Origin of the sequence: Pseudodonghicola sp., from assembly GCF_048268305.1 — a bacterium.
Taxonomy (GTDB): domain Bacteria; phylum Pseudomonadota; class Alphaproteobacteria; order Rhodobacterales; family Rhodobacteraceae; genus Pseudodonghicola.
On record NZ_JBLWVT010000001.1, the window covers coordinates 292,342 to 312,899 of the forward strand.

The 20,558-nt window shown below is 67.1% G+C and carries 17 protein-coding genes; 4 read left to right on the top strand and 13 right to left on the bottom strand.

Features of this window, described 5'->3' with window-relative positions:
- Positions 1–110 precede the first annotated feature (110 nt).
- Together mobA and ACN0V4_RS01460 are read left to right on the top strand one after the other, a co-directional pair.
- Positions 111–722 carry a molybdenum cofactor guanylyltransferase MobA gene (gene mobA, locus ACN0V4_RS01455; RefSeq protein WP_417672731.1) on the top strand — a complete coding sequence of 204 codons (612 nt, stop codon included), beginning with the start codon at positions 111–113 and terminating at the stop codon, positions 720–722.
- The gene (locus ACN0V4_RS01460; protein WP_417672732.1) at positions 719–1,543 is read left to right on the top strand and encodes a molybdopterin guanine dinucleotide synthesis; all 825 of its coding nucleotides are present in this window, start codon (positions 719–721) and stop codon (positions 1,541–1,543) included. Before mobA ends, ACN0V4_RS01460 begins: the two co-directional genes overlap by 4 nt.
- On the opposite strand, the gene ACN0V4_RS01465 is transcribed toward ACN0V4_RS01460, so the two are convergent.
- From ACN0V4_RS01465 to ACN0V4_RS01490, 6 genes are all read right to left on the bottom strand, one after another.
- Positions 1,540–1,962 (bottom strand): acyl-CoA thioesterase, encoded by a 423-nt coding sequence (locus ACN0V4_RS01465; RefSeq protein WP_417672733.1) that lies wholly within the window; start codon positions 1,960–1,962, stop codon positions 1,540–1,542. The genes ACN0V4_RS01460 and ACN0V4_RS01465 overlap by 4 nt on opposite strands.
- Before the next feature lie 185 nt (positions 1,963–2,147).
- Positions 2,148–2,921, bottom strand: coding sequence for an enoyl-CoA hydratase/isomerase family protein (locus ACN0V4_RS01470; RefSeq protein WP_417672734.1), 774 nt, complete (start codon positions 2,919–2,921; stop codon positions 2,148–2,150).
- An 11-nt stretch (positions 2,922–2,932) separates the two neighbouring features.
- Positions 2,933–4,060: a CaiB/BaiF CoA transferase family protein gene (locus ACN0V4_RS01475; protein ID WP_417672735.1), complete on the bottom strand. Its 1,128-nt coding sequence runs from the start codon at positions 4,058–4,060 to the stop codon at positions 2,933–2,935.
- A complete protein-coding gene (locus tag ACN0V4_RS01480; protein WP_417672736.1) occupies positions 4,057–6,222 on the bottom strand; it encodes a 3-hydroxyacyl-CoA dehydrogenase NAD-binding domain-containing protein in 2,166 nt (721 codons plus the stop codon). Before ACN0V4_RS01480 ends, ACN0V4_RS01475 begins: the two co-directional genes overlap by 4 nt.
- Positions 6,223–6,236: 14 nt before the next feature.
- The gene (locus ACN0V4_RS01485) at positions 6,237–7,445 is read right to left on the bottom strand and encodes an acetyl-CoA C-acetyltransferase (protein ID WP_417672737.1); all 1,209 of its coding nucleotides are present in this window, start codon (positions 7,443–7,445) and stop codon (positions 6,237–6,239) included.
- Positions 7,446–7,735: 290 nt separating this feature from the next.
- Positions 7,736–8,893 (bottom strand): acyl-CoA dehydrogenase family protein, encoded by a 1,158-nt coding sequence (locus tag ACN0V4_RS01490; RefSeq protein ID WP_417672738.1) that lies wholly within the window; start codon positions 8,891–8,893, stop codon positions 7,736–7,738.
- Positions 8,894–9,070: 177 nt separating this feature from the next.
- On the opposite strand from ACN0V4_RS01490, the gene ACN0V4_RS01495 reads away from it, so the two are divergent.
- Positions 9,071–9,628 carry a tetratricopeptide repeat protein gene (locus ACN0V4_RS01495; protein ID WP_417672739.1) on the top strand — a complete coding sequence of 186 codons (558 nt, stop codon included), beginning with the start codon at positions 9,071–9,073 and terminating at the stop codon, positions 9,626–9,628.
- Positions 9,629–9,632: 4 nt separating this feature from the next.
- Here the strand turns inward: ACN0V4_RS01495 and ACN0V4_RS01500 are convergent, their stop codons facing one another.
- From ACN0V4_RS01500 to ACN0V4_RS01520, 5 genes are all read right to left on the bottom strand, one after another.
- A complete protein-coding gene (locus ACN0V4_RS01500; protein ID WP_417672740.1) occupies positions 9,633–10,325 on the bottom strand; it encodes a hypothetical protein in 693 nt (230 codons plus the stop codon).
- Between the two features lie 123 nt (positions 10,326–10,448).
- A complete protein-coding gene (locus ACN0V4_RS01505; RefSeq protein WP_417672741.1) occupies positions 10,449–11,285 on the bottom strand; it encodes an ABC transporter permease in 837 nt (278 codons plus the stop codon).
- A complete protein-coding gene (locus ACN0V4_RS01510; protein ID WP_417672742.1) occupies positions 11,282–12,655 on the bottom strand; it encodes an ABC transporter permease subunit in 1,374 nt (457 codons plus the stop codon). Before ACN0V4_RS01510 ends, ACN0V4_RS01505 begins: the two co-directional genes overlap by 4 nt.
- Positions 12,652–13,755, bottom strand: coding sequence for an ABC transporter ATP-binding protein (locus ACN0V4_RS01515; protein ID WP_417672743.1), 1,104 nt, complete (start codon positions 13,753–13,755; stop codon positions 12,652–12,654). The genes ACN0V4_RS01510 and ACN0V4_RS01515 overlap by 4 nt, the downstream gene beginning before the upstream one ends.
- Before the next feature lie 106 nt (positions 13,756–13,861).
- Positions 13,862–14,986: an extracellular solute-binding protein gene (locus tag ACN0V4_RS01520; RefSeq protein WP_417672744.1), complete on the bottom strand. Its 1,125-nt coding sequence runs from the start codon at positions 14,984–14,986 to the stop codon at positions 13,862–13,864.
- 245 nt (positions 14,987–15,231) lie between these two features.
- Between ACN0V4_RS01520 and ACN0V4_RS01525 the strand changes: the two genes are divergently transcribed.
- Positions 15,232–16,095: an NAD(P)-dependent oxidoreductase gene (locus tag ACN0V4_RS01525; protein ID WP_417672745.1), complete on the top strand. Its 864-nt coding sequence runs from the start codon at positions 15,232–15,234 to the stop codon at positions 16,093–16,095.
- 196 nt (positions 16,096–16,291) lie between these two features.
- On the opposite strand, the gene ACN0V4_RS01530 is transcribed toward ACN0V4_RS01525, so the two are convergent.
- Positions 16,292–19,504, bottom strand: a complete 3,213-nt coding sequence (locus ACN0V4_RS01530; protein WP_417672746.1) for an efflux RND transporter permease subunit — start codon at positions 19,502–19,504, stop codon at positions 16,292–16,294.
- Positions 19,497–20,477: an efflux RND transporter periplasmic adaptor subunit gene (locus ACN0V4_RS01535; protein ID WP_417672747.1), complete on the bottom strand. Its 981-nt coding sequence runs from the start codon at positions 20,475–20,477 to the stop codon at positions 19,497–19,499. Before ACN0V4_RS01535 ends, ACN0V4_RS01530 begins: the two co-directional genes overlap by 8 nt.
- Between the last annotated feature and the right edge of the window lie 81 nt (positions 20,478–20,558).

Genomic DNA, 20,558 nt, shown 5'->3' on the forward strand with positions numbered 1-20,558 from the left:
TGCAATTGCTTCGGGGTCCGGGGCCCGAAACAGGCGGCGCCGCAATTTTCTGACCCAGAAAATTGTCCGGAAATTCGAATTTCCGGGTGCCCATGGCGATGGAGGTGCGGATGCAACAGCCCTTTGGGGTGATCCTGGCAGGGGGGCTCTCCGGTCGGATGGGGGGCGGCGACAAGACCCTGCTGCCGCTCGGGGGCCGGCCGCTTTTGTCGCATGTGATTGCGCGCATCGACCCGCAGGTGGCGGCGCTGGCGCTCAATGCCAACGGCGATCCGGCGCGCTTCGCGGGGTTTGGCCTGCCCGTGCTTGCCGATCCGGTGGCGGGTCATCCAGGGCCCCTGGCGGGGGTGTTGGCCGGGCTCGACTGGGCGGCGGCGCAGGGGGGCGACAGTATCGTCACCGTGGCGGCCGACACGCCGTTCTTTCCGGGCGATCTGGTGCCGCGGCTTCTGTGGGCGGCGGAAGGGATGGCGGTGCCGCTGGCGCTGGCCGCCTCGCGCGGGCCCGAGGGGCTTCATCTGCAGCCCACCTTCGGCCTTTGGCCGGTTGCCCTGCGTGACGGGTTGCGCCAGGCGCTGGCGGCCGGAACCCGCAAGGTTCGCGTCTGGGCAGAGGAGCAGGGCGCGCAGGTGGCGGAGTTTCCGGCCCCGGGACTCGACCCCTTCTTCAACATCAACACGCCTGACGATCTGGCCCGGGCCGAGACGATGTTGGCGGGGTGAGCGGTTTCGACAGCTTCGCCATGGTCGATTGGTCGGGTGGCAACGATCGCGGCCCGACCCCTTGCAAGGATGCGATCTGGATTGCCGTGGCCCGTCGGAGAGAGGTGGCGGCGGAGCCGCGCTATTTCCGCAACCGGCAATTGGCCGAAGCGTGGTTGAGCGCTTTCATCGAAGGCGAGCTGACGGCGGGCCGCCGGGCGATGATCGGCTTCGACTTTCCCTTCGGCTATCCGCGGGGCTTTGCCGCGGCGCTGACCGGGCGGGCCGATCCGCTGATGCTTTGGGACTGGTTCGCGGACCGGGTGGAGGATGCGCCCAAGGCCAACAATCGCTTTGATCTGGCCGGAGAGATCAACCGGCGCTTCGGGGGGCGCGGGCCGTTCTGGGCCAATGGGCTGAAGCGCGATATCGCCGGCCTGCCGCGTACCAAGCGCGACTATGCCAACCCCTTTGCCGACCGGCGCCGGGCCGAAATGCTGGCGAGGGGCAGCTTCCCCTGCTGGCAGATGGCCGGTGCCGGGGCGGTGGGTGGTCAGGTGATGATGGGCCTGCCGGTGCTGGCGCGACTGCGCCGCCGCTTTGCCGGCCTAATCTCCGCCTGGCCGTTCGAAGCGCTGGACAGGCCGATCGCGCTGGTGGAAATCTGGCCGTCGCTGACGCTCGGGGCCGCGCCGGCGGGGATCATCAAGGACGCCTGGCAGGTGCGCGAGGTGGCCAACGACCTGTCCGCCCGGCCGGAGGCCGAGCTTGATCGCCTGCTCAGCGTCGCGGCGCCGGAAGAAGGGTGGATCCTCGGGCTCGACCCTGACGCGCGACCTTAGGCCGACTCTGCAAGCGACAGCGCCGCCTGCAGCGGCGCCATCTCGCCCGCGCGCATCCGCCCGTCGCGCTGGACGAACATGCCGCGCAGCTCGGTGCCGCGCACGACGGTCCGGTCGCCGATCCGGCCGTGATAGTCGAGGGTAAAGGATCTCTCGCCCCATTCGACAAAGCGCAGCTCCAGCGTCATCACGTCGCCGTCGGTCGCCGGCGACAGGAACTTCGCTTTTGCGTCCATCAGCCCCAGCCCCTGCGCGTCAAGGCGTTTGCACAGATCGGCATGGCTGCCGGCGCGCTGGCGCAGGAAGTTGTGAAAGCACTGGTCGAACCAGCGGAAGAAATTCGGATAGAACACGATCCCCGCCGGGTCGCAGTGGCCGAAGCTGATCTGGATATCCATCGCGTAATCGGGGCTGGACATGGCGTCATTCCTTCGTGGTCGGTCTGGCCCGCGGTCTGGGGGCGGGCGCACTGTCTTCCGTCCCGGCCCGCTCGATCTGGCCGAGTGCGGCAGGCTCTAACGCGCAATATCGGGGGCGTCCACCGGGGCGGTGGAAAATCTTTGCGGCACCGGAGCTTGCGCACCGGTGCCCGGACCGGGTGGGGTCAGCGCCCGGTGAACTGCGGCTTGCGCTTGGCCAGGAAGGCCGCGACCCCTTCGGCGAAATCCTGGCTCAGCGCCAGGGCGCTTTGTTCGATCGCCTCGGCGCTGAAGGTCTCGCCATAGGACAGGCTGTCGGTGCGGCGCATCACCCGCTTGGCGGCGGCGGCGGCCAGCGGTGCCCCTTCGGCGATGCGCAGGGCGAGCGCGCGGGTTTCCGCCGCCAGCGTCTCGGGGGTGTGGAGCGCATTGACCAGCCCCAGGTCCAGCGCTTCGGCGGCCGGGATGCGACGGCCCTCAAGGATTGCCTGCAAGGCCCGGCGCGGCCCCATGGCGCGCTCGAGGAACCAGAAGGTGCCGCCGTCCGGGATCAGGCCGATGGCGGCGAAGGCCATGTAGATCGAGGCGTCCTCGGCCATGGTCACCAGATCGCAGTTCATCGCCAGCGCGCCACCGATCCCGGCGGCAACGCCATGCACCTCGGCGATCCACATCTTCGACGAGGCGGCGATGCCGGTGAAGATCGGGCGATAGTTGCTTTCCAGCCGCTGATGCACCGGCGGTTGCAACCCTTCGGTCAGATCGGCGCCGGCGCAAAAGCCGCGCCCTTCGCCGCGCAGGATGACGACGCGCAGCGCCGGGTCGTTTTCGACATCGTCGACGGCCTGGCGGAGCGCCGCCAACAGCGCAGTGCTGAGCGCATTGACCGCCTCGGGGCGGGTCAGGGTGAGGGTGGCGACGGCGCCGTCGCGGGTCAGGGTCAACAGGTTGTCGGTCATGGGGATGTCTTTCAGGTGAGCGCTCCGGCGGTGCGCAGGCGGTCGATCGCGTCCTCCGCAAGCCCAGCCTCTGCCAGCAGGGTTTCGGTCTCGGCCCCGGCGGCGGGGGGCAAGCCAGGGGTTGCGGTCGGGGTGCGGTCAAAACGCGGGGCAGGGGCCGCCTGGGTGACGTTATCGCGGGTGAAGAAAGTGCCGCGGGCGGCGAGATGCGGGTGCTCGGCGGCTTCCGACCAGCTGAGGATCGGGGCGACGCAGGCGTCGGTTCCGTCGAAGATTGCCATCCAGTCGTCGCGGGTCTTCTGCGCGAAGACATCCGCATAGGCGTCCCGGCGCGTCGGCCATTGGCGGGCGTCCATCTGGGTCGCCTTGTGATCCTCGGGCAGTCCGGCCAGCCGCACCAGTTCGGCGAAGAACTGCGGCTCCAGCGGGCCGACCGACAGGAACTTGCCGTCGGCGCAGGCATAGGCGCGATAGAAGGGCGCGCCACCATCGAGCAGATTGGCCTCGCGCGCCTCGCTCCACTGGCCGCGGGCGATCCAGGTATGGATCAGCGCCATCAGGGCAGAGGCGCCGTCGACCATCGCCGCATCGACCACCTGCCCCTTGCCGGAGGATTGCCGTTCGAACAGCGCGGCCATGATGCCGAACAGCAGGAACATGGTGCCGCCGGCATAGTCGGCGCCGATGTTCAGCGGCGGTGTCGGCACGTCATTGGCGCGGCCGGTGGCGTTCAGAAAGCCGGTGAGGCCGAGGTAGTTGATATCATGCCCCGCCATCTGGGCCATCGGCCCATCCTGCCCCCAGCCGGTCATGCGGGCGAAGACCAGCCCCGGGTTGCGGCTCTGGCAGACGTCCGGGCACAGCCCCATCCGCTCCATCACGCCGGGGCGGAACCCCTCGATCAGCACGTCGGCACGGGCGATCAGCGCCAGCGCCGCCTCGACCCCTTCGGGCGTCTTCAGGTTCAGCGCGGCGGATCGCTTGCCGCGGTTGTTGATGTCGGCCGGATCGGCGGGGCGGGATTTGCGGGTGATCAGGATCACCTCCGCCCCGAGATCGGCGAGGAACTGGCCGGCCAGAGGGGCCGGTCCCAGCCCCTCCATCTCGATGACCCTGAGGCCCTTGAGTGGCCCGCTCATGCGGCCTTGGCCTCGGGGCTGCGCAGCCGGTCGAGCGCGCCTTCGGGGATCGCGAAGCGGTCGCCATAGCGTTCGGACAGTTCCGCCGCGCGGGCGGCGAAGGCGTCGATGCCGATGCCACGGATGAACTGGATCGCGCCGCCGGTATGGGGCGGGAAGCCGATGGCGAAGATGCCGCCCAGGTTCGCCTCGACCTCGGTGTTCAGCACGCCCTCGTCCAGGCAACGCAGGGTCTCGATCGCCTGGCGATAGAGCAGCCGCTCCCGCGCCTCATCGACCGAGATGCCGCCATTGCCCTTGGCGAATTGCGACAGTCCGGACCAGAGCGATTTGCTGCCGTCGGGGGCATAGTCATAGAAGCCACCGCCATAGTGGCGCCCGCCACGGCCCTGATCCAGCATGGCGTCGACCACGGCATTGCTGGCCTCCATGTCGATCGGCATGCCCTTTTCGACGCCAAGCCGCTTGTCCAGCGCCTCATGCGTCTTGCGGATCTTCTGGGACAGCACCAGCGAGGTTTCGTCATGCACCGCCAGCGGCCCGACCGGCATGCCGGCCAGCCAGGCGGCGCGTTCGATCGCCACCGGCGACATGCCGTCGCGCATCAGCGCCATGCCCTCGTCGAGATAGGTGGAGAACACGCGCGAGGTGAAGAAGCCCCGGCTGTCGTTCACCACGATGGGCATGTAACCGATCTGGCGGACATAGTCATAGGCCTTGCGCAGCGTCTCTTCGCTGGTCTTCTCGCCCAGGATGATCTCGACCACCCTCATCTTGTCGACCGGGCTGAAGAAATGCAGGCCGATGAAGCGGGTCGGATCGGGGCAGAATTCGGCCAGCACCGAAATCGGCAGGGTCGAGGTATTGGAGGCATAGATGCCGTCCTTCGACAGTTGCCCGAAGGTGGCGCCGATGACCTTTTCCTTCAGGTCGATATCCTCGAACACCGCCTCGATGATCAGGTCGACGCCGGCGAAATCGGCATCCTCGGCGCTGGGGGTGATGCGGGACAGCAGCGCGTCGCGGGTTGCCTCGCTCATCCGTCCGCGGGCGACCAGCTTGTCGGCCAGCCCCTGGGAATAGGCCTTGCCCTTTTCGGCCTTGGCCAATTCTGTGTCCTTCAGCACGGTCGGAAGCCCGGCCATCGCCTGGGCCCAGGCGATGCCGCCGCCCATCATCCCGGCGCCGAGCACGGCGGCACGCTCTACCCTCCAGGCCGGGCCTTCGGGACGGATCTTGCCCGATTTGATCGCCTGATTGCCGAAGAAGAAGGTGGTGATCGCGGCCTTCGCCTCGGGTGTGGTGATCAGCGCGCAAAGGCCACGGCTTTCCACCCTCAGCGCGGCGTCGAAACTCATCCGCATGGAGTTGGCGGCGATGTCCAGGATCTTCGCCGGGGCGGGCAGCAGGCCTCGGGTTTTCTTGTAAAGCATGGCGGGGGCGGCCATGATGGTCTGCCGCACCCGGGGGCTGAGCGCGTCGCCGCCCGGATAGCGGAAGCCCTTCTTATCCCAGGGCTGTTGCCAGGCTTCGGGGTTGGCCTTGATCCAGGCCTTGGCGGCGGGGATCAGATCGTCGCGGCTGGCGACGATCTCGTCGACCATGCCTTCTTGCAGCGCCGCCTGCGGTTTCGACGGTTTGCCCTCGAGCAGATAGGGCAGCGCCTTTTCCAGCCCCAGGAGCGCGGTCAGCCGCACCACGCCGCCGGCGCCCGGCAGGATGCCCAGCGTCACCTCGGGCAGGCCGACCACGGCGGCAGGATCGTCGACCACGATCCGATGGTTGCAGGCCAGGCAGATTTCATAGCCGCCGCCCAGTGCCGCGCCGTTGATTGCGGCGACGAAGGGAACCTGCAGCTTCTCCATCACCCGGAAGGGGGCCTTGTTGGCCTCGAACTTGGCAAAGCTGTCCGCTCCGGCGCTTTCGATCGAGAGCAGCCCGTTCAGGTCGCCGCCGGCGAAGAAGGTCTTCTTGCCCGAGGCGATGACGACGCCGGCCAACCCCTCTTCCGACTGCAGCCGGCCGAGGATTTCGTTCATCATCGGGATATAGCGGTCGTTCATCGTGTTGGCGGATTGACCCGCCATGTCCAGCGTCACCGTGACGATGCCGTCGGCGTCGCGGTCATAGTGGTAATCGTTGCCATAGGTGTATTCGGTCATCTGTTTCCCCTCCCTCAGACGCGCTCGATGATGCTGGCGATGCCCATGCCGCCGCCGACGCACATGCAGATCAGCGCGCGTTTCAACTTCCGACGCTCCAGTTCGTCCAACATGGTCGAGACCAGGCAGCCGCCGGTGGCGCCCAGCGGGTGGCCCATGGCGATGGCGCCGCCGACCACGTTCAACTTTTCGTCCGGCACATTCAGATCGCGTTGCAGCCTGAGCGCGACCGAGGCGAAGGCCTCGTTGATCTCGACGAGATCGATGTCGTCGATGGTCAGCCCCGCCTTGGCCAGCGCCTTTTGCGAGGCGGGCCCCGGCCCGGTCAGCATGATGGTGGGGTCGGTGGCGGTCAGCGCGATCGACACGACCCGGCCGCGCGGGGTCAGCCCCAGATCCTTGCCGGCGCGCTCGTTGCCCAGCAGCACCAGCGAGGCGCCGTCGACGATGCCGGAGGAGTTGCCGGGGGTGTGGACGTGGTTGATCCGCTCGACCTCGGGGTATTTCGCCAGCGCAACCGCATCAAAGCCGATGGCGCCCGGCCCCGCGAAGGAGGGTTTCAGCGCGCCGAGCTTCTGCATGTCGGTGTCGGGTTTGATGAAATCGTCGCGCTCAAGGATGGCGATGCCGTTTCCGTCCCGCACGGTCACGACCGACCGGTCGAACCAGCCGGCATCCCGGGCGTGGGCGGCGCGCTTCTGGCTTTCCAGCGCGAAGGCGTCGACATCGTCGCGGCTCCAGCCTTCGATGGTGGCGATCAGGTCGGCGCCGATCCCCTGCGGCACGAAACCGGTCTGGATCGAGGTGCCGGGATCCTCGGCGAAGGGGCCGCCGTCGGCGCCCATCGGCACCCGCGACATGCTTTCATAGCCGCCGGCGCAGACCATGTCCTCCCAGCCGCTGGCGATCTTGGCGGCGGCGGTGTTGAAGGTGTCGAGACCCGAGGCACAGAAGCGGTTCAGTTGCGCGCCGGGCACGGATTCGTCCCAGCCGGCCTTCTGCAGCGCGATCTTCGGCAGCACCGCGCCCTGTTCCATCACCGGGGTGACGCAGCCCAGCATCACGTCGTCGACCCGCGCGGTGTCGAGATCATGGCGGCGCTGCATCTCGCCGAGCAGCGTGGTGACGAGGTCGATAGGCTTGACCTCGTGCAGGGAGCCGTCCTGCTTGCCCTTCGATCGGGGCGTGCGGATGGCATCATAGATATAGGCGGCTTCGGTCATTGTCGGGTCTCCTCCGGAACGGGCGCTGGGCCCCGGCCCATACGGGCACATCATGTCGATCTGAATTTCAGTCTAATTTCAGTCTGATTTCAGGCTGATAGCGGTCTGAAGACGGGCCAGGGCCCAGGCTGCGGACGCCTCCCCGCATCCGCCGATCTCGGCGGCCTCCCTCTCCGCCGGGGGCTGCGCGCCCCGTCTTTTCGCGGCAAAGTTGATCAGCGGCGGGAAGGGCTGTCAACGGCGCGCGCCGCTGGTGACGCAACGGCGCGCGAGAGAGGGGGCGGCGGCGATCAGATGTCGATCGACCGGGCGATCAGTTCCTTCATGATCTCGTTGGTGCCGCCATAGATCATCTGCACCCGGCTGTCGCCGTAGAGCCGCGCGATGGGATATTCCATCATGAAGCCATAGCCGCCGAACAGCTGCAGGCATTCATGCACCACTTCGTTCTGGGTCTGGCTGCCCCAGTATTTCGCCATCGAGGCGGTGGCGGCGTCCAGCTCTCCGGCCTCGAGCCGGGTGATGCAATCGTTGACGAAGCTGCGCAGCAGTTCCGCCTTGGTCTTGGCCTCGGCCAGCTTGAAGCGGGTGTTCTGGAAATCCATCACCCGGCTGCCGAAGGCCTTGCGCTCCTGCACGTATTTCACCGTCTCGGCGATGGCGAAATCGATCACCCCCAGCGCGGTCAGTGCGATCAGCAGCCGCTCCCAGGGCAATTGCCGCATCAGCTGATAAAACCCCTGGCCCTCTTCGCCGCCCAGCAGGTTGGTCATCGGCACCTTGACGTCCTCGAAGAACAGCTCGGCGGTGTCATTGGCCTTCATGCCCAGCTTCTTGAGGTTGCGGCCACGGCGGAAGCCCTCGGCGCCCTCGGTCTCCAGCGCGATCAGCGACACGCCGCGGGCCCCGGCGGTCTTGTCGGTCTTGGCCACAACGATGATCAGATCGGCGGTATGGCCATTGGTGATGAAGGTCTTAGACCCGTTCAGCCGATAGGAATTGCCATCCTTCTCGGCGGTGGTGCGCACCGCCTGCAGATCCGATCCGGTGCCGGGTTCGGTCATCGCGATGGCGCCGACCATCTCGCCGGTGACCAGCTTGGGCAGCCAGCGCTGCTTCTGCTCCTCGGTGGCGAAGGCCACCAGATAATGCATCACGATCGACTGGATGGAAAAGCCCCAGCCGACATCGCCACGCGCACCCTGCTCATAGACGGTGACGGCATCGAAGCCGATGCCGCCCCCGGCGCCGCCGTATTCCTCGGCGATGGCGCCGGACATGATCCCGGCCGCACCGGCCTTGGACCAGAAATCACGATCGACCACGCCCTGATCGACCCAGCGGTCCAGGTTCGGCACCAGTTCCGCGTCATAGAATTTGCCCACCGCATCGGCGAACATCTGGTGTTCTTCCTGCGCCCAGGCGGACGTCTTGGTGATAAGACTCATGATTGCCTCCTCCCTCTCTCAACCTCTTCGGCGCTGAGACTACGGCGGACGCGGGCAAAGGCAATCGGCCACAGGGTCGGTCACGCCACGTCAGGGCAATGCCGTCGCGTCACCGGCGGTGATGCTTCTGTCACTCGGATCGGCTAGGCTCGGCGGAGCAGAGCGGCAAGGGGGATCATGGCGGGCGGGCTTGAGAAATTGCCGGCGCTGCTGGCGGCAGGCGACTGGGCGGCGGCAGAGGCGGTGCTGAAACGCGCCGCCCGGGCCAGAGGCGCGGGAGCCGCGATCTTCTACAACCTCGGCAAGGTCTATCTGGAACAGGGCCGCGCGGCGCCGGCGATGACCTGGCTGACCCGCGCCACCACCGCCGATCCGCGCCATGCGCGGGCCTGGTTCGAACTGGGCCGCGCCGCCCTCTTGGCCGAGGATTTCGCCAGCGCCGAACGCGGTTTCGAGCGGGCGCTGACGCTGGTGCCATCGGACGCCGACGCGCGCCGCAATCTCGGCCGGGTGCTGCTGCGGCGGGGCGGTTTCACCCGCGCCCGGGCGATCTGGACCCCCCTGGCCGGAGAGGCGGAGGCAGACGCCGCGATCTATCGCGCCGCCGCCGAGGCGGGGGATGCCGATGCCGGCGATCTGCGCGCGGTGCTTCTCGCACGCCCCGAGGCTCGGGCATTGGCGCTGAAGACGCTGGTGCAGACCGCCAAAGGCTCGTTGCCTCTGCAGCTGCCCTGAGCGCTCAGTGCCGGAACCGTCGGCGATAGACGCCGCGCGCCTCCTGCAACTCGGTCTGCACCGCGCGATTGGCCGCGATCTTTGCGGGCTCCATCACCCCGGTCTCCACCCCCTGCGCCCCGCGCGGCAGGGCGATCACCTGCGCCACCGGGGTGCCGGCGGGCAGGGTTCCGGTGAACCCCGCCTCCTGCCAGAGCGCCGGAAAATGCACATATCCATCGTGGAAGAGATCGCAATCAACCAGACCCGACAGCGTGCGGAACGGCAGATCCTCGCGGTTCAGCGGATGGGTGAACAGCAGCGACCAGCCCGCTGGCGCCTCCAGCGTCCAGAAGTTCATGAACTTCAGGATCAGCCCCGGCGCCATGCGAAAGGGGGCGCCACTGGCCTGCTCCGGCACATGCATCCCGATCGGCGCCCGGCTGATCCGCGCGTCCTCCAGCACCGGCGGTGCCCAGTCCCAGGAGACCTCGCCATCGGCAAAGGTCAGATCGGTGGCCAGCGGGATCAGCACGCCCAGCGACAGGGCGTCGATCAGCGGCGGGCAATGCTTCAAGGTGCGCACGCTCTCGCCGCCGAGACTGGGCGCGGCCACCTCTGACGGCATGTCGCGCAGCCAGTCGGGCAGGGCGCGGCCGGCCTCCACCGGTTTCGGCAGGATCGGCTCCAGCGCGGGATGGCAGCGGGCCTTGATCATCGGCAATATCCTCCAGGGGCGGGCGCTGCGATGTGACGCCCCGAAGCGCAGGAAGACAAGGGCGCCTGCGGCTTCTTCTCGTTGCAAATACGGCGGCCGGAGGCAGGAGGCGCAAGCCTCCTCCTAGGCCGCCTTCCGCTCCTCGCGCCGGCTCAGAAAGGTATGCGCCAGCGCCGCCGCCACCGTCAGCAGGATGATCACCGTGCCCACCGCGTTGATCACCGGCGGGTGGCCATTGGGGTTGCGCGCCATGGCGCCGATCTCGGTCGAGAAGGTGCAGGCGCCGCCCTTGGCGAACATGGTGGTGTTGTAATTCTCCATCGAGGCCATGAAGGCGATGACGCCGGCCGAGATCAGCGCCGGCGCCAGATAGGGCAGGGTCAGCCGGCGGAACACCCGCAGCGGCGTCGCGCCGAGGTCGAGCGCCGCCTCCTCCAGCTCGATCGGCTGGCGTTGCAGCCGTGCCATCAGGATCAGCATCGGATAGCCGGCGACGAAGGTGACCTGCGCCATCATGATGGTGAAGAGCCCGGCATTGACCCCAAGCCGCCCCCAGAACACCAGCGCAGAGAGGCCCAGAACGATGCCCGGCGCCAGCATCGGCGACAGCAGCACCCACCACAGCAGCCCATTCGCCCGCGACCGCCAGCGGGTCAGCAGCACCGCCCCGGCCAGCCCCAGGATCAGCGCCAGCGGCACCACCACCCCCGCCACCGTCAGCGAATTGCCGAAACAGCCGATGAACCGGTCGCGGTCCAACGCGCGCAGCACCGGATCGGCCCTGAGCGCCTCTTCCGGCATCCAGAAGAAGGCATACCACTTGCCGGTCAGCCCGTGCCATTCGGTGACCGAGGGCGGCGAGACGTCGTTGAACGAGCTGATCACCATCAGGATCAGCGGCCCGAACATGAAGATCAGGAAGGCCCAGGTATAGGCGGAGAGCAGGCGGTTGGCGGTCATTGCACCCTCGCGAAGTCCTTCAGCCGGGTGCGCATGATCCACATGAACAGCGCCACCAGCGCAAAGCAGACCAGCGTATAGGCAAAGCTATAGGCCGCCCCGACGTTGGAATTCTCGGATTCGAAGAACTTGTTATAGATGGTCTGGCTGAACCACTCCGCCTGCAACCCGCGGCTGATGATCCGGGGCACCGAAAAGGCGCCGGCGGCCAGCATGAAGGTGGCGATGCAGCCCACCGCTATGCCCGGCTTGGCATGCGGGATGATGATCCGACGATGTACCCTGAAGGGCCCGGCGCCCAGATCGCGCGCCGCCTCGATCTGGTTGCGGTCGAGCGTCGACATCACGTTGAAGATCGGGAAGACCATGAACAGAACATAGGTATAGACGATCACCAGAAAGATGGTGCCGGCCATCCGCTTGAACTGGATCGGTTCGGCGATCAGCCCGGCCTGCAGCAGCAGCCCGTTGATCAGCCCCTGATTGTCGATGATCGTGGTCCAGGCATAGATCCGCATCAGCTCGACGATGGCATAGGGGATCACCAGCCCGAGGAACAGCCAAACGGCACGCTCCGGCGGGGTGGCAAGCGCGACCTTATAGGCGATGGGATAGCACATCGCCAGCGCCAGCGCGGTCGCCATCACCGCAAAGGTCAGCGTGCGCACCAGCGTGGTCAGGCCGAGCCGTTCATAGGTCTCGCCGCCCTGATCAAAGCGCAGCCCCAGCAGGCGATAGAGGCGGTTCGACAGCGTCGCCTCTATCGCCGCGCGCTGATCGGGCGGCAGCGGGATCAGCCGGGGCGCCAGCAGCGTGGCGAAATTGCCGGCGGAATAGGGGAAGGCGGTGGCCTCCTGCTGCTTCAGCCGGTCGAACAGGCCCTGCGCCAGCGTGGCGATCTGCTGCGCGGTTTCGATCTGCTGCGGGATCGTGTCGCTTTCCCGCACCGAGAGCACCGGCAGGCCCTGCGTCTCGTCGATCCAGGTGCCGTCCGGCAATTGCCGGTGGGTGGTGGCGCGATCGCATTGCAGGATATAGGGCCGCGCGCCGGCTGGGCTGCCGCCCGAGATCGAAGGCGTCGCCATGCCCGAGGGGCTGGGCACCGCCATCATCGAGGGCGAGGGGATCGCCAGGCCGCCGGAGCTGGCGGGCGCCGGCGCCTTGTAGCGGTCGAGGACCGAGGCGCAGGTCTGCGCATCGCGTCGCAGCTCCAGCGCCACCGAACTGCCCAGGGCCTGGCGCGGCGGCGTCAGCGCGCTTTCCAGCATGGTGAGCTGCGGCAGGATGATCAGCATCAGCCCCCAGATCAGCACCAGCGCGAAGAAGGCCAGAACCAGCCCGCGCCCGTATCCCCGCAGCAGCGACGTCATTGCGCGGCAAGCTCCTGCCCGGTGCGCGCCAGCGGCCCCTCGGGCAGCACCACGGCGGCGGCGGCGGCAAAGCCCAGCCGATGGTCCGCGCCCGGTGCCATATCGGGCCGGCTGCCGTCATTGGTGACATGCACCGCCAGTTCGTGCCCGGCGGCGTGGAAGAAGAGGTTCAGGAAGGCGCCCTCGAGATCGCGCCGCAAGAGCTGCGCCGCCACCGCGTTCTCGCTATGCCCGATCCGCATCGCCTCGGGGCGGACGAAAAGCATGGCCGCCGCCCCGGCGCCCAATCCGGCGGGGTTGCGCCCGACCAGCTGGCCAAGCGCGGTTTCGATCACGGCCTGTTCGCCACGCGCCTCCAGCACCCGGCCGGCGATCATGTTGCTTTCACCGACAAAGGAGGCGGCGAAGGCGGTGGCCGGCGCGCCATAGATCTCGTCGGCGGTGCCCACCTGCTCGACCACCCCGGCGTTCATCACTGCGATGCGGTCGGACATGGTCAGCGCCTCGCCCTGATCGTGGGTGATATAGATGAAGGTGACGCCAGTTTTCTTCTGAATGTCGCGCAGCTCGGCCCGCATGTGCTGGCGCAGCTTGAGATCGAGCGCCGAGAGCGGTTCGTCCAGCAGCAGAACCGCCGGCTCCACCGCCAGGGCGCGGGCGATGGCGACGCGCTGGCGTTGGCCGCCCGACAGCTCGCCCGGCATCTTGTCGCCCTGATCGCCAAGCGCGACCAGCTCCAGCAGCTCTTGCGCCCGGGCCCGTCGGGCGCGTTTGCCGATGCCGCGCGCCTCCAGCCCGAAGGCGACGTTTTCCCAGACCCGCATCAGCGGGAACAGCGCCAGGTTCTGAAAGATCAGCGCGGTCGGCCGCGCGTTGGGGCCGATCCCGGCCTGATCCGCACCGCCGATCAGGATGCGGCCCCGGGTCGGGTCGACAAAGCCCGAGACCGCGCGCAGGATCGTCGTCTTGCCGCAGCCCGACGGTCCGAGGATCGAAAAGAACTCGCCCGCCTCGATCCGCAGATCGGTGGGCTGCACTGCGGTGAACCCGTTGGGATAGGTGATCCCGACGCCTTCAAGAACCACATCCTTGCCGCGCATGTCGTTCCCTTTTCTCTTCGCAGGACCTGTCAGGGGGGGCGTCTAAATGATCCGGACGGGAGCAAAGGCCCCCGCCCGGCTGTCATGGTCACTCTGATCGGACGCCTCAGGCGTTGGTCAGGATCTCGACGTATTTGTTGACGGTCGGCGCATAGAACGGCGTATCCGCCTGCCACCACCACATGTTGCCCAGAACCGCCGGGGTATAGACCTCGTTGAACTGCTTGCGGTATTCGTTGGTGGTGAATTCGGCGGCGCCGGCCACCGCCGAGTTGTAGCCGGTGTTGTTGGCGAACATGCCACCCACTTCGGGTTTCAGCATGAAGTTCATGAAGGCCACCGCCTGATCCTTGTTCGGCGCGCCCTTCAGCATGCCGAAGCTGTCGAGCCAGGTGATGATGCCCTCTTTCGGCGCGCGATAGACGAAATCCGCGTTGTCGCGGTTCAGCAGCAGCCCGGTGGTGTCCCAGGTCTGGCCGATGACGCAGCCGGCTTCCTTGAAGGCGGCGGTGGCTTCGGTGGCGTTGTTCCAGAAGGCGCCGAAGTTTTCCTTATGCGCCAGCATCCATTTCACGATGCCGTCGAACACGCGCTCGGCATCGGCTTCGGATTTGTAGACGTCGAGCATCCGGTTCGAGGGCAGGTCACCGATCGCGTCCAGATAGAGGCCGGCACCGATCAGCGAGGATTTCTGCCGGAACGAGGCCTTGCCCTTGGCCTGCGGCTGCAGGAACAAGTCGCCGAAGGAGATATCGGCATCGGCGATGTTCAGCTTGGCGCGGTTCAGGGTAACCCCCTCGGTGCCCCAGTCGAAGGGCAGCAGGATCTGTTCGCCCGCGTGCACACCGCCGAGCGTGGCGCTGTCGCGCAGGAAGGAGGGGATGATGGCGCTGCTGTTCACCGCGGCCGGGACCGCTGCGAAGAGGCTGTCGCCATGAGCGTCGAGATAGCCGGCCGCGTTGGTGATCGAGGGGAACACCACGTCGAAGCCCTTGCCGCCGCTGGCCTGCACGGTCGAGATCGCCTCGTCGTTCGAGCCGAAGGTGGTCAGCTCCAGCTTGATGCCGGTGTCGGCTTCGAATTTCTCGGCGATATTGGGCTGGATGTAATCCTGCCAGGCGAGAACCTTGACGCTGCCCGAAGAGGCCAGCGCATCCGTCGCGCGCAGGACCGCGGGGGCGGCGACGGCGGCGGCGGTCAGTTTCAGGGCATTACGGCGCGAGAAGCTCATCGTCATTCCTCCATGAGCGGTTCATGATCGCGGGCGGCCCATGTGGGGCGCGCGGATCAGGCTGTTTCCGCCACTAGCGCCACGGGAAGACGCTTTGGTGTCAGTTTCGATTCAGCTTTGTGAAACTCCGGCGGTCGCGGGCTTTGCTCCGCGTCGCCGATGCCGCTAGGGTCCGGTCATGACATCAGCACGCCTTTGCGAAAAGCAGGCGGACCGAAAGACCGAAAGACCGAAAGGAAGACGAGATGGCGAAGGTTGCGTTTCTGGGGCTGGGGGTGATGGGCTATCCGATGGCCGGCCACCTGGCGAAGGCAGGGCATGAGGTGACGGTCTATAACCGTACCGCCGCCAAGGCCGAGGCCTGGGTGAAGGACTATGGTGGCGCTGCGGCGCCGACACCGGCCGCGGCCGCGGCAGGCGCCGATTTCGTGATCGCCTGCGTCGGCAACGACGATGATCTGCGGCAGGTCTGCCTGGGCGAGGGCGGCGCCTTCGCCGGCATGACGCCGGGCGCGCGTTTCGTCGATCACACCACGGTCTCGGCCAAGGTCACCGCCGAGATGTACGCGGCGGCCAAGGCGGCGGGGCTGGGCTTTGTCGACGCGCCGGTCTCGGGCGGTCAGGCGGGCGCTCAGAACGGTGTGCTGTCGATCATGTGCGGCGGGGACGCAGATGACTATGCCGCCGCCGAGCCGGTGATGCAGGCCTATGGCAAGTCGATCAAGCGGTTGGGCGACAGTGGCGCCGGGCAGTTGACCAAGATGGTCAACCAGATCTGCATCGCGGGTCTTGTGCAGGCGCTGAGCGAGGGGCTGGCCTTTGCCGAGAAGGCCGGCCTTGATGGCCGCGCGGTGGTCGAGGTGATCGCGGGCGGGGCGGCAGGCTCCTGGCAGATGGTCAACCGCCATGGCACCATGATCGACGACAAGTTCGACCATGGCTTTGCCATCGACTGGATGCGCAAGGATCTGGGGATTTGCCTGGCCACGGGCAACGAGATCGGCGCCAGCCTGCCGGTGACCGCGCTGGTCGATCAGTTCTACAAAGACGTGCAGAACATGGGCGGGGCGCGCTGGGATACCTCGGCCCTGATCAAGCGGCTGCGCTGAGGGGCGGACGGCGTGTTTTGACTGCGCCTTCGGCGCAGGCCTCCGGCGGGGATATTTCTGGCTAGAAAAAAGCTGGGGTGCGGTTCTGCCCGCTTCCGGCGGAGCCCAAGTGGCCGGGGCCACGAAACGCCGCAGCACAAATGAAAACGCCCGGGGGAGGTCCCCCGGGCGTTTCGCGTTTTCTGCGGTCGCAGCCTCAGGTCTTGAACACGCGGTAGATCGCCGGGATCACCAGCACCGTCAGCAGGGTAGAGGTCAAAAGCCCGAACAGCAGCGAGATCGCCAGGCCCTGGAAGATCGGGTCGGCGAGGATCACCACCGCGCCGATCATCGCCGCCACCGCCGTCAGCAGGATCGGCTTGAAGCGGATCGAGCCGGCCAGGATCAGCGTTTCGACCAGCGGCGTGTCGGGTGTGCCCTCGTGGCGGATGAAGTCCACCAGCAGGATGGAGTTCCGCACGATGATCCCCGCCAAGGCGATGAAGCCGATCATCGAGGGCGCCGAGAAGGGGGCGTTGAACAGCCAGTGGCCGAAGATGATGCCGAGGAAGGTCAAGGGGATCGGCGTCAGGATCACCAGCGGCAGCCGGAACGATCCGAACTGCGCCACCACCAGGATATAGATCCCCACCAGCGCGATGCCGAAGGCTGCCCCCATGTCGCGGAAGGTGACCCAGGTGACCTCCCATTCGCCATCCCAGAGCAGGGTGACGTGGCTTTCGTCCTCGGGCTGGCCGTGCAGCGAGATGGTGGGTTTGGTGCCTTCGGGCCAGTCCATCTTGTCGATCTGGTCGGCCACCGCGAGCATGCCATAGAGTGGCGCCTCGAACTGGCCGGCCAGTTCGCCCTGGACCATCTCGGCAGTACGCCCGTTGTGGCGGAAGATCGGGTAGGAGACCTTTTCATCCTTCAGGTCGATCACGTCGCCCAGTTCCACCACGCCGCGGGCGCCGGGCAGGACATTGGCCGGGATCGGCGTGGTCAGGAAGGTCTCGTCGACCACCTTGTGGGCCTTGTCACGTTCCACCGTGATCGGGATCGGACGCCGGCCGTCGCCGCGATGGGAATAGCCCACCGTGGTGCCGCCGTTGAGGATCTGGATGGTCGAGAAGACATCGCTTGCGTCCACCCCGAAGAACTCGGTCTGATCGCTGGAGATGGTGGCGCGCAGCCGCCGGCTCTGGGTGCCGAAGCTGTCGTCGACATCGACGACATAGGGCACCGCCTCGAAGGCCTGGCGGATCAGCCGCGCCGCCTCGCGCCGGGTCTCGGCGTCGGGGCCATAGACCTCGGCCAGCAGAGTGGCGATCACCGGCGGCCCGGGGGGCGGCTCGACCGTCTTCAGCACCGTGCCGTCCGGCACCGCCACCTTGGAAATCCGGTCGCGGATTTCCAGGGCGATTTCATGGCTGCTGCGGTCGCGGTCGCCCTTGGGCGTCAGGTTGACCTGCAGATCGCCCTGTTCCGGCTTGGCGCGCTGATAATAATGGCGCACCAGCCCGTTGAAGTTGAAGGGCGAGGCCGCCGCCGCATGGGTCTGGATCGAGACCACCTCGGGCAGATCCATGATCACCCGGGCCACATCCTGCGCCACCGCATCGGTGGCCTCGACCGAGGACCCCTCGGGCAGGTCGATCATCACCGCCAGTTCCGACTTGTTGTCGAAGGGCAGCAGCTTGACCGTCACGTGTTTGGTATAGAAGGCCGCCATCGAGCCGAAGCTGAGCCCGGCGGCGACCAGCAGGAACAGGCCGGCGCGCCCCTTGGTCTTGAGGATCGGCCGCGCGACGGCGGCATAGAGCCGGCCCAGCCGCCCGCCATGGCCGCCATCCTCATGCGCGTGCAAAGGCGCCCGGCCGGCGATCTTCAGCATCAGCCAGGGGGTGATGATCACCGCCACGAAGAAGGAGAAGATCATCGCCGCCGAGGCATTCGCCGGGATCGGCGACATGTAAGGGCCCATCATGCCGGAGACGAAGAGCATCGGCAGCAGCGCGGCCACCACGGTCAGGGTGGCGACGATGGTGGGGTTGCCCACCTCGGCCACGGCGCGGACGGCCTTTTCGGCGCGGTCGCCCTTGTCCGGCAGGCCCCAGTGGCGGGCGATGTTCTCGATCACCACGATGGCATCGTCGACCAGGATGCCGATCGAGAAGATCAGCGCGAAGAGCGACACCCGGTTCAGCGTGTAGCCCATGATCCAGGCGGCGAAGAGCGTCAGCAGGATGGTGACCGGGATGACGATGGCCACCACGATGCTTTCGCGCCAGCCGATGGCAAAGAATACCAGCGCCACGATCGACACGGTGGCGAGCCCGAGGTGGAACAGCAGTTCATTCGCCTTCTCGTTGGCGGTCTCGCCGTAATCCCGGGTCACTGTCACCGTGACGTTGTCGGGGATCAGCGATTCCTTCAACAGCTCGACCCGGTGCAGCACCTGCTCGGCCACCACCACGGCATTGGCGCCGGCACGCTTGGCCACCGCCAGGGTGACGGCCGGGGTGCGGCGCAGCCCGCCGTCGCCGTCATGCGAGATATTGCTGACGATCTTGTCCGAGGTATCGGGCACGAAGCTGATGTCGGCCACGTCGCGGACATAGACCGGGCGGTTGTCGCGGGTGGTCAGCAGCAGATTGCCGATCTCGGCCGGGGCCTGCAGGGTTTCGCCGGCGACCAGCGGGATCTGCTGGCCCTTGTCGCGGACCCAGCCGGTGGAAAAGGCCTCGTTCGCGGCCTGCACCTTGGCGGCCAGCCCCTGCAGCGTCACCCCGAACAGCGCCAGCTTGTCGGGGTCGGGGGTGATGCGGATCGCATCGGGGCTTTCGCCGACGATATAGGTCAGCCCCACGTCCTGAACCTTGGCCATCTCGACCTGCAGCTCACGCGCGACCCGGGTCAGATCGTTGGCGGTCATCGCCTCGGCGCCCGGTTTCGGGGTCAGGGTCAGGGTGACGATGGCCACATCGTCGATGCCGCGGCCGACGATCAGCGGCTCGGCGATGCCAACCGGGATCTGATCGAGATTGGCGCGCACCTTGTCATGCACGCGCAGGATGGCGGAATCGGCGTTGGTGCCGACCAGGAAACGCGCGGTGACCATGGCGTAATCATCGGTCGAGGTGGAATAGACATGCTCCACCCCGTCGATGCCGCGCACGATGGTCTCCATCGGTTCGGTCACCAGCTTGGCCGCATCCTCGGCCCTGAGGCCCGGCGCCTGGATGTGGATATCCACCATCGGCACCGAGATCTGCGGCTCTTCCTCGCGCGGCAGGCTGATCAGCGAGACCAGCCCGACCATCAGCGCCGCCAGGATCATCAGCGGTGTCAGCGGCGAATGGATAAAGGTGTGGGTCAGGCCGCCGGCGATGCCGAGGCCCTTTTTCTTCCCGTCCGGGGTGTCAGTCATGGTCGGTCACCACCCTGTCCTGATCGGTCAGCCCCGACAGGATCTCGACCATCCTGGTGCCGTCGATCTCGACCTGGCTGCCGGGCACCACGGTGCGATGCACGACCGTGCCGTCGGCGCGGGCCACCGGCACGAAATCCAGCCCCATGCGGGTGATCAGGCTGGCGGCGGGCACCAAGAGCGCCTCGTGTTCGCCGACCGGCAGGCTGACCAGCACCCGGGCATTGACGAATTCGCTGCTCAGCCCCTCGACCTCGACATCGGCGATCACCCGGCCATTGTCGATCTCGGGATAGACCTTGGCCAGTCGGCCGGGGCGGCCATCACCGTGCGAACCGATGCGGATGCTCATGCCCTCGTGCAGAAAGGGGGCGTGGCGTTCCGGCACCGCAAGCCGCAGGAAGAAGCCGCCACCGCCGATCGAGGCCACGGTTTCGCCGGGCAACAGGACGGTGCCACGGGTGACCGGGACATTCAGCACCTTGCCGGCGATCGGCGCCAGCACCGCGCCCTCGGCCGATTGTTCCTCGATCACGCGCTTGTCGCCGACGGCGGCGGCGATCTGGTTTTCCAGCACGCTGACATTGGTGCGCAGCGAGTCGAGCTGCTGATTGGTGATCACGCCGCGATCCTGCAGGCTTTCTCCGCGCTTGAGTTCGGTCCGGGCGTTGTCGAGCTGCGATTGCAGCGCGTCGATATTGCCCTGCGCGGCCTGGAGCTGCAGCGCCAGCTTCGGGTCGTGGACCATCGCGATGACCTGACCTTCGGTGACATCGCTGCCCTCGGTCACCTCGATCGACACCAGCGTGCCGCCGATGCGGGTGCGGGCGTCGATCAGATCACGCGTCTCGATCCGGCCGAACACGGCTTTCCACTCGGTGATCACGCGCCGCTCGACCGGCTGTTCCGCCGCCGTCGCCATGGACGCGGCTCCCAGAACCGCCAGCGCGGTTCCCAAAATGAACTTCCGCATCGCCACTCCTCACTGCCGTCATTCGCCTGACACAGATGCACAATGTGGAATGTTTTTCAATCCCGCGCGGGGAAAGTGATC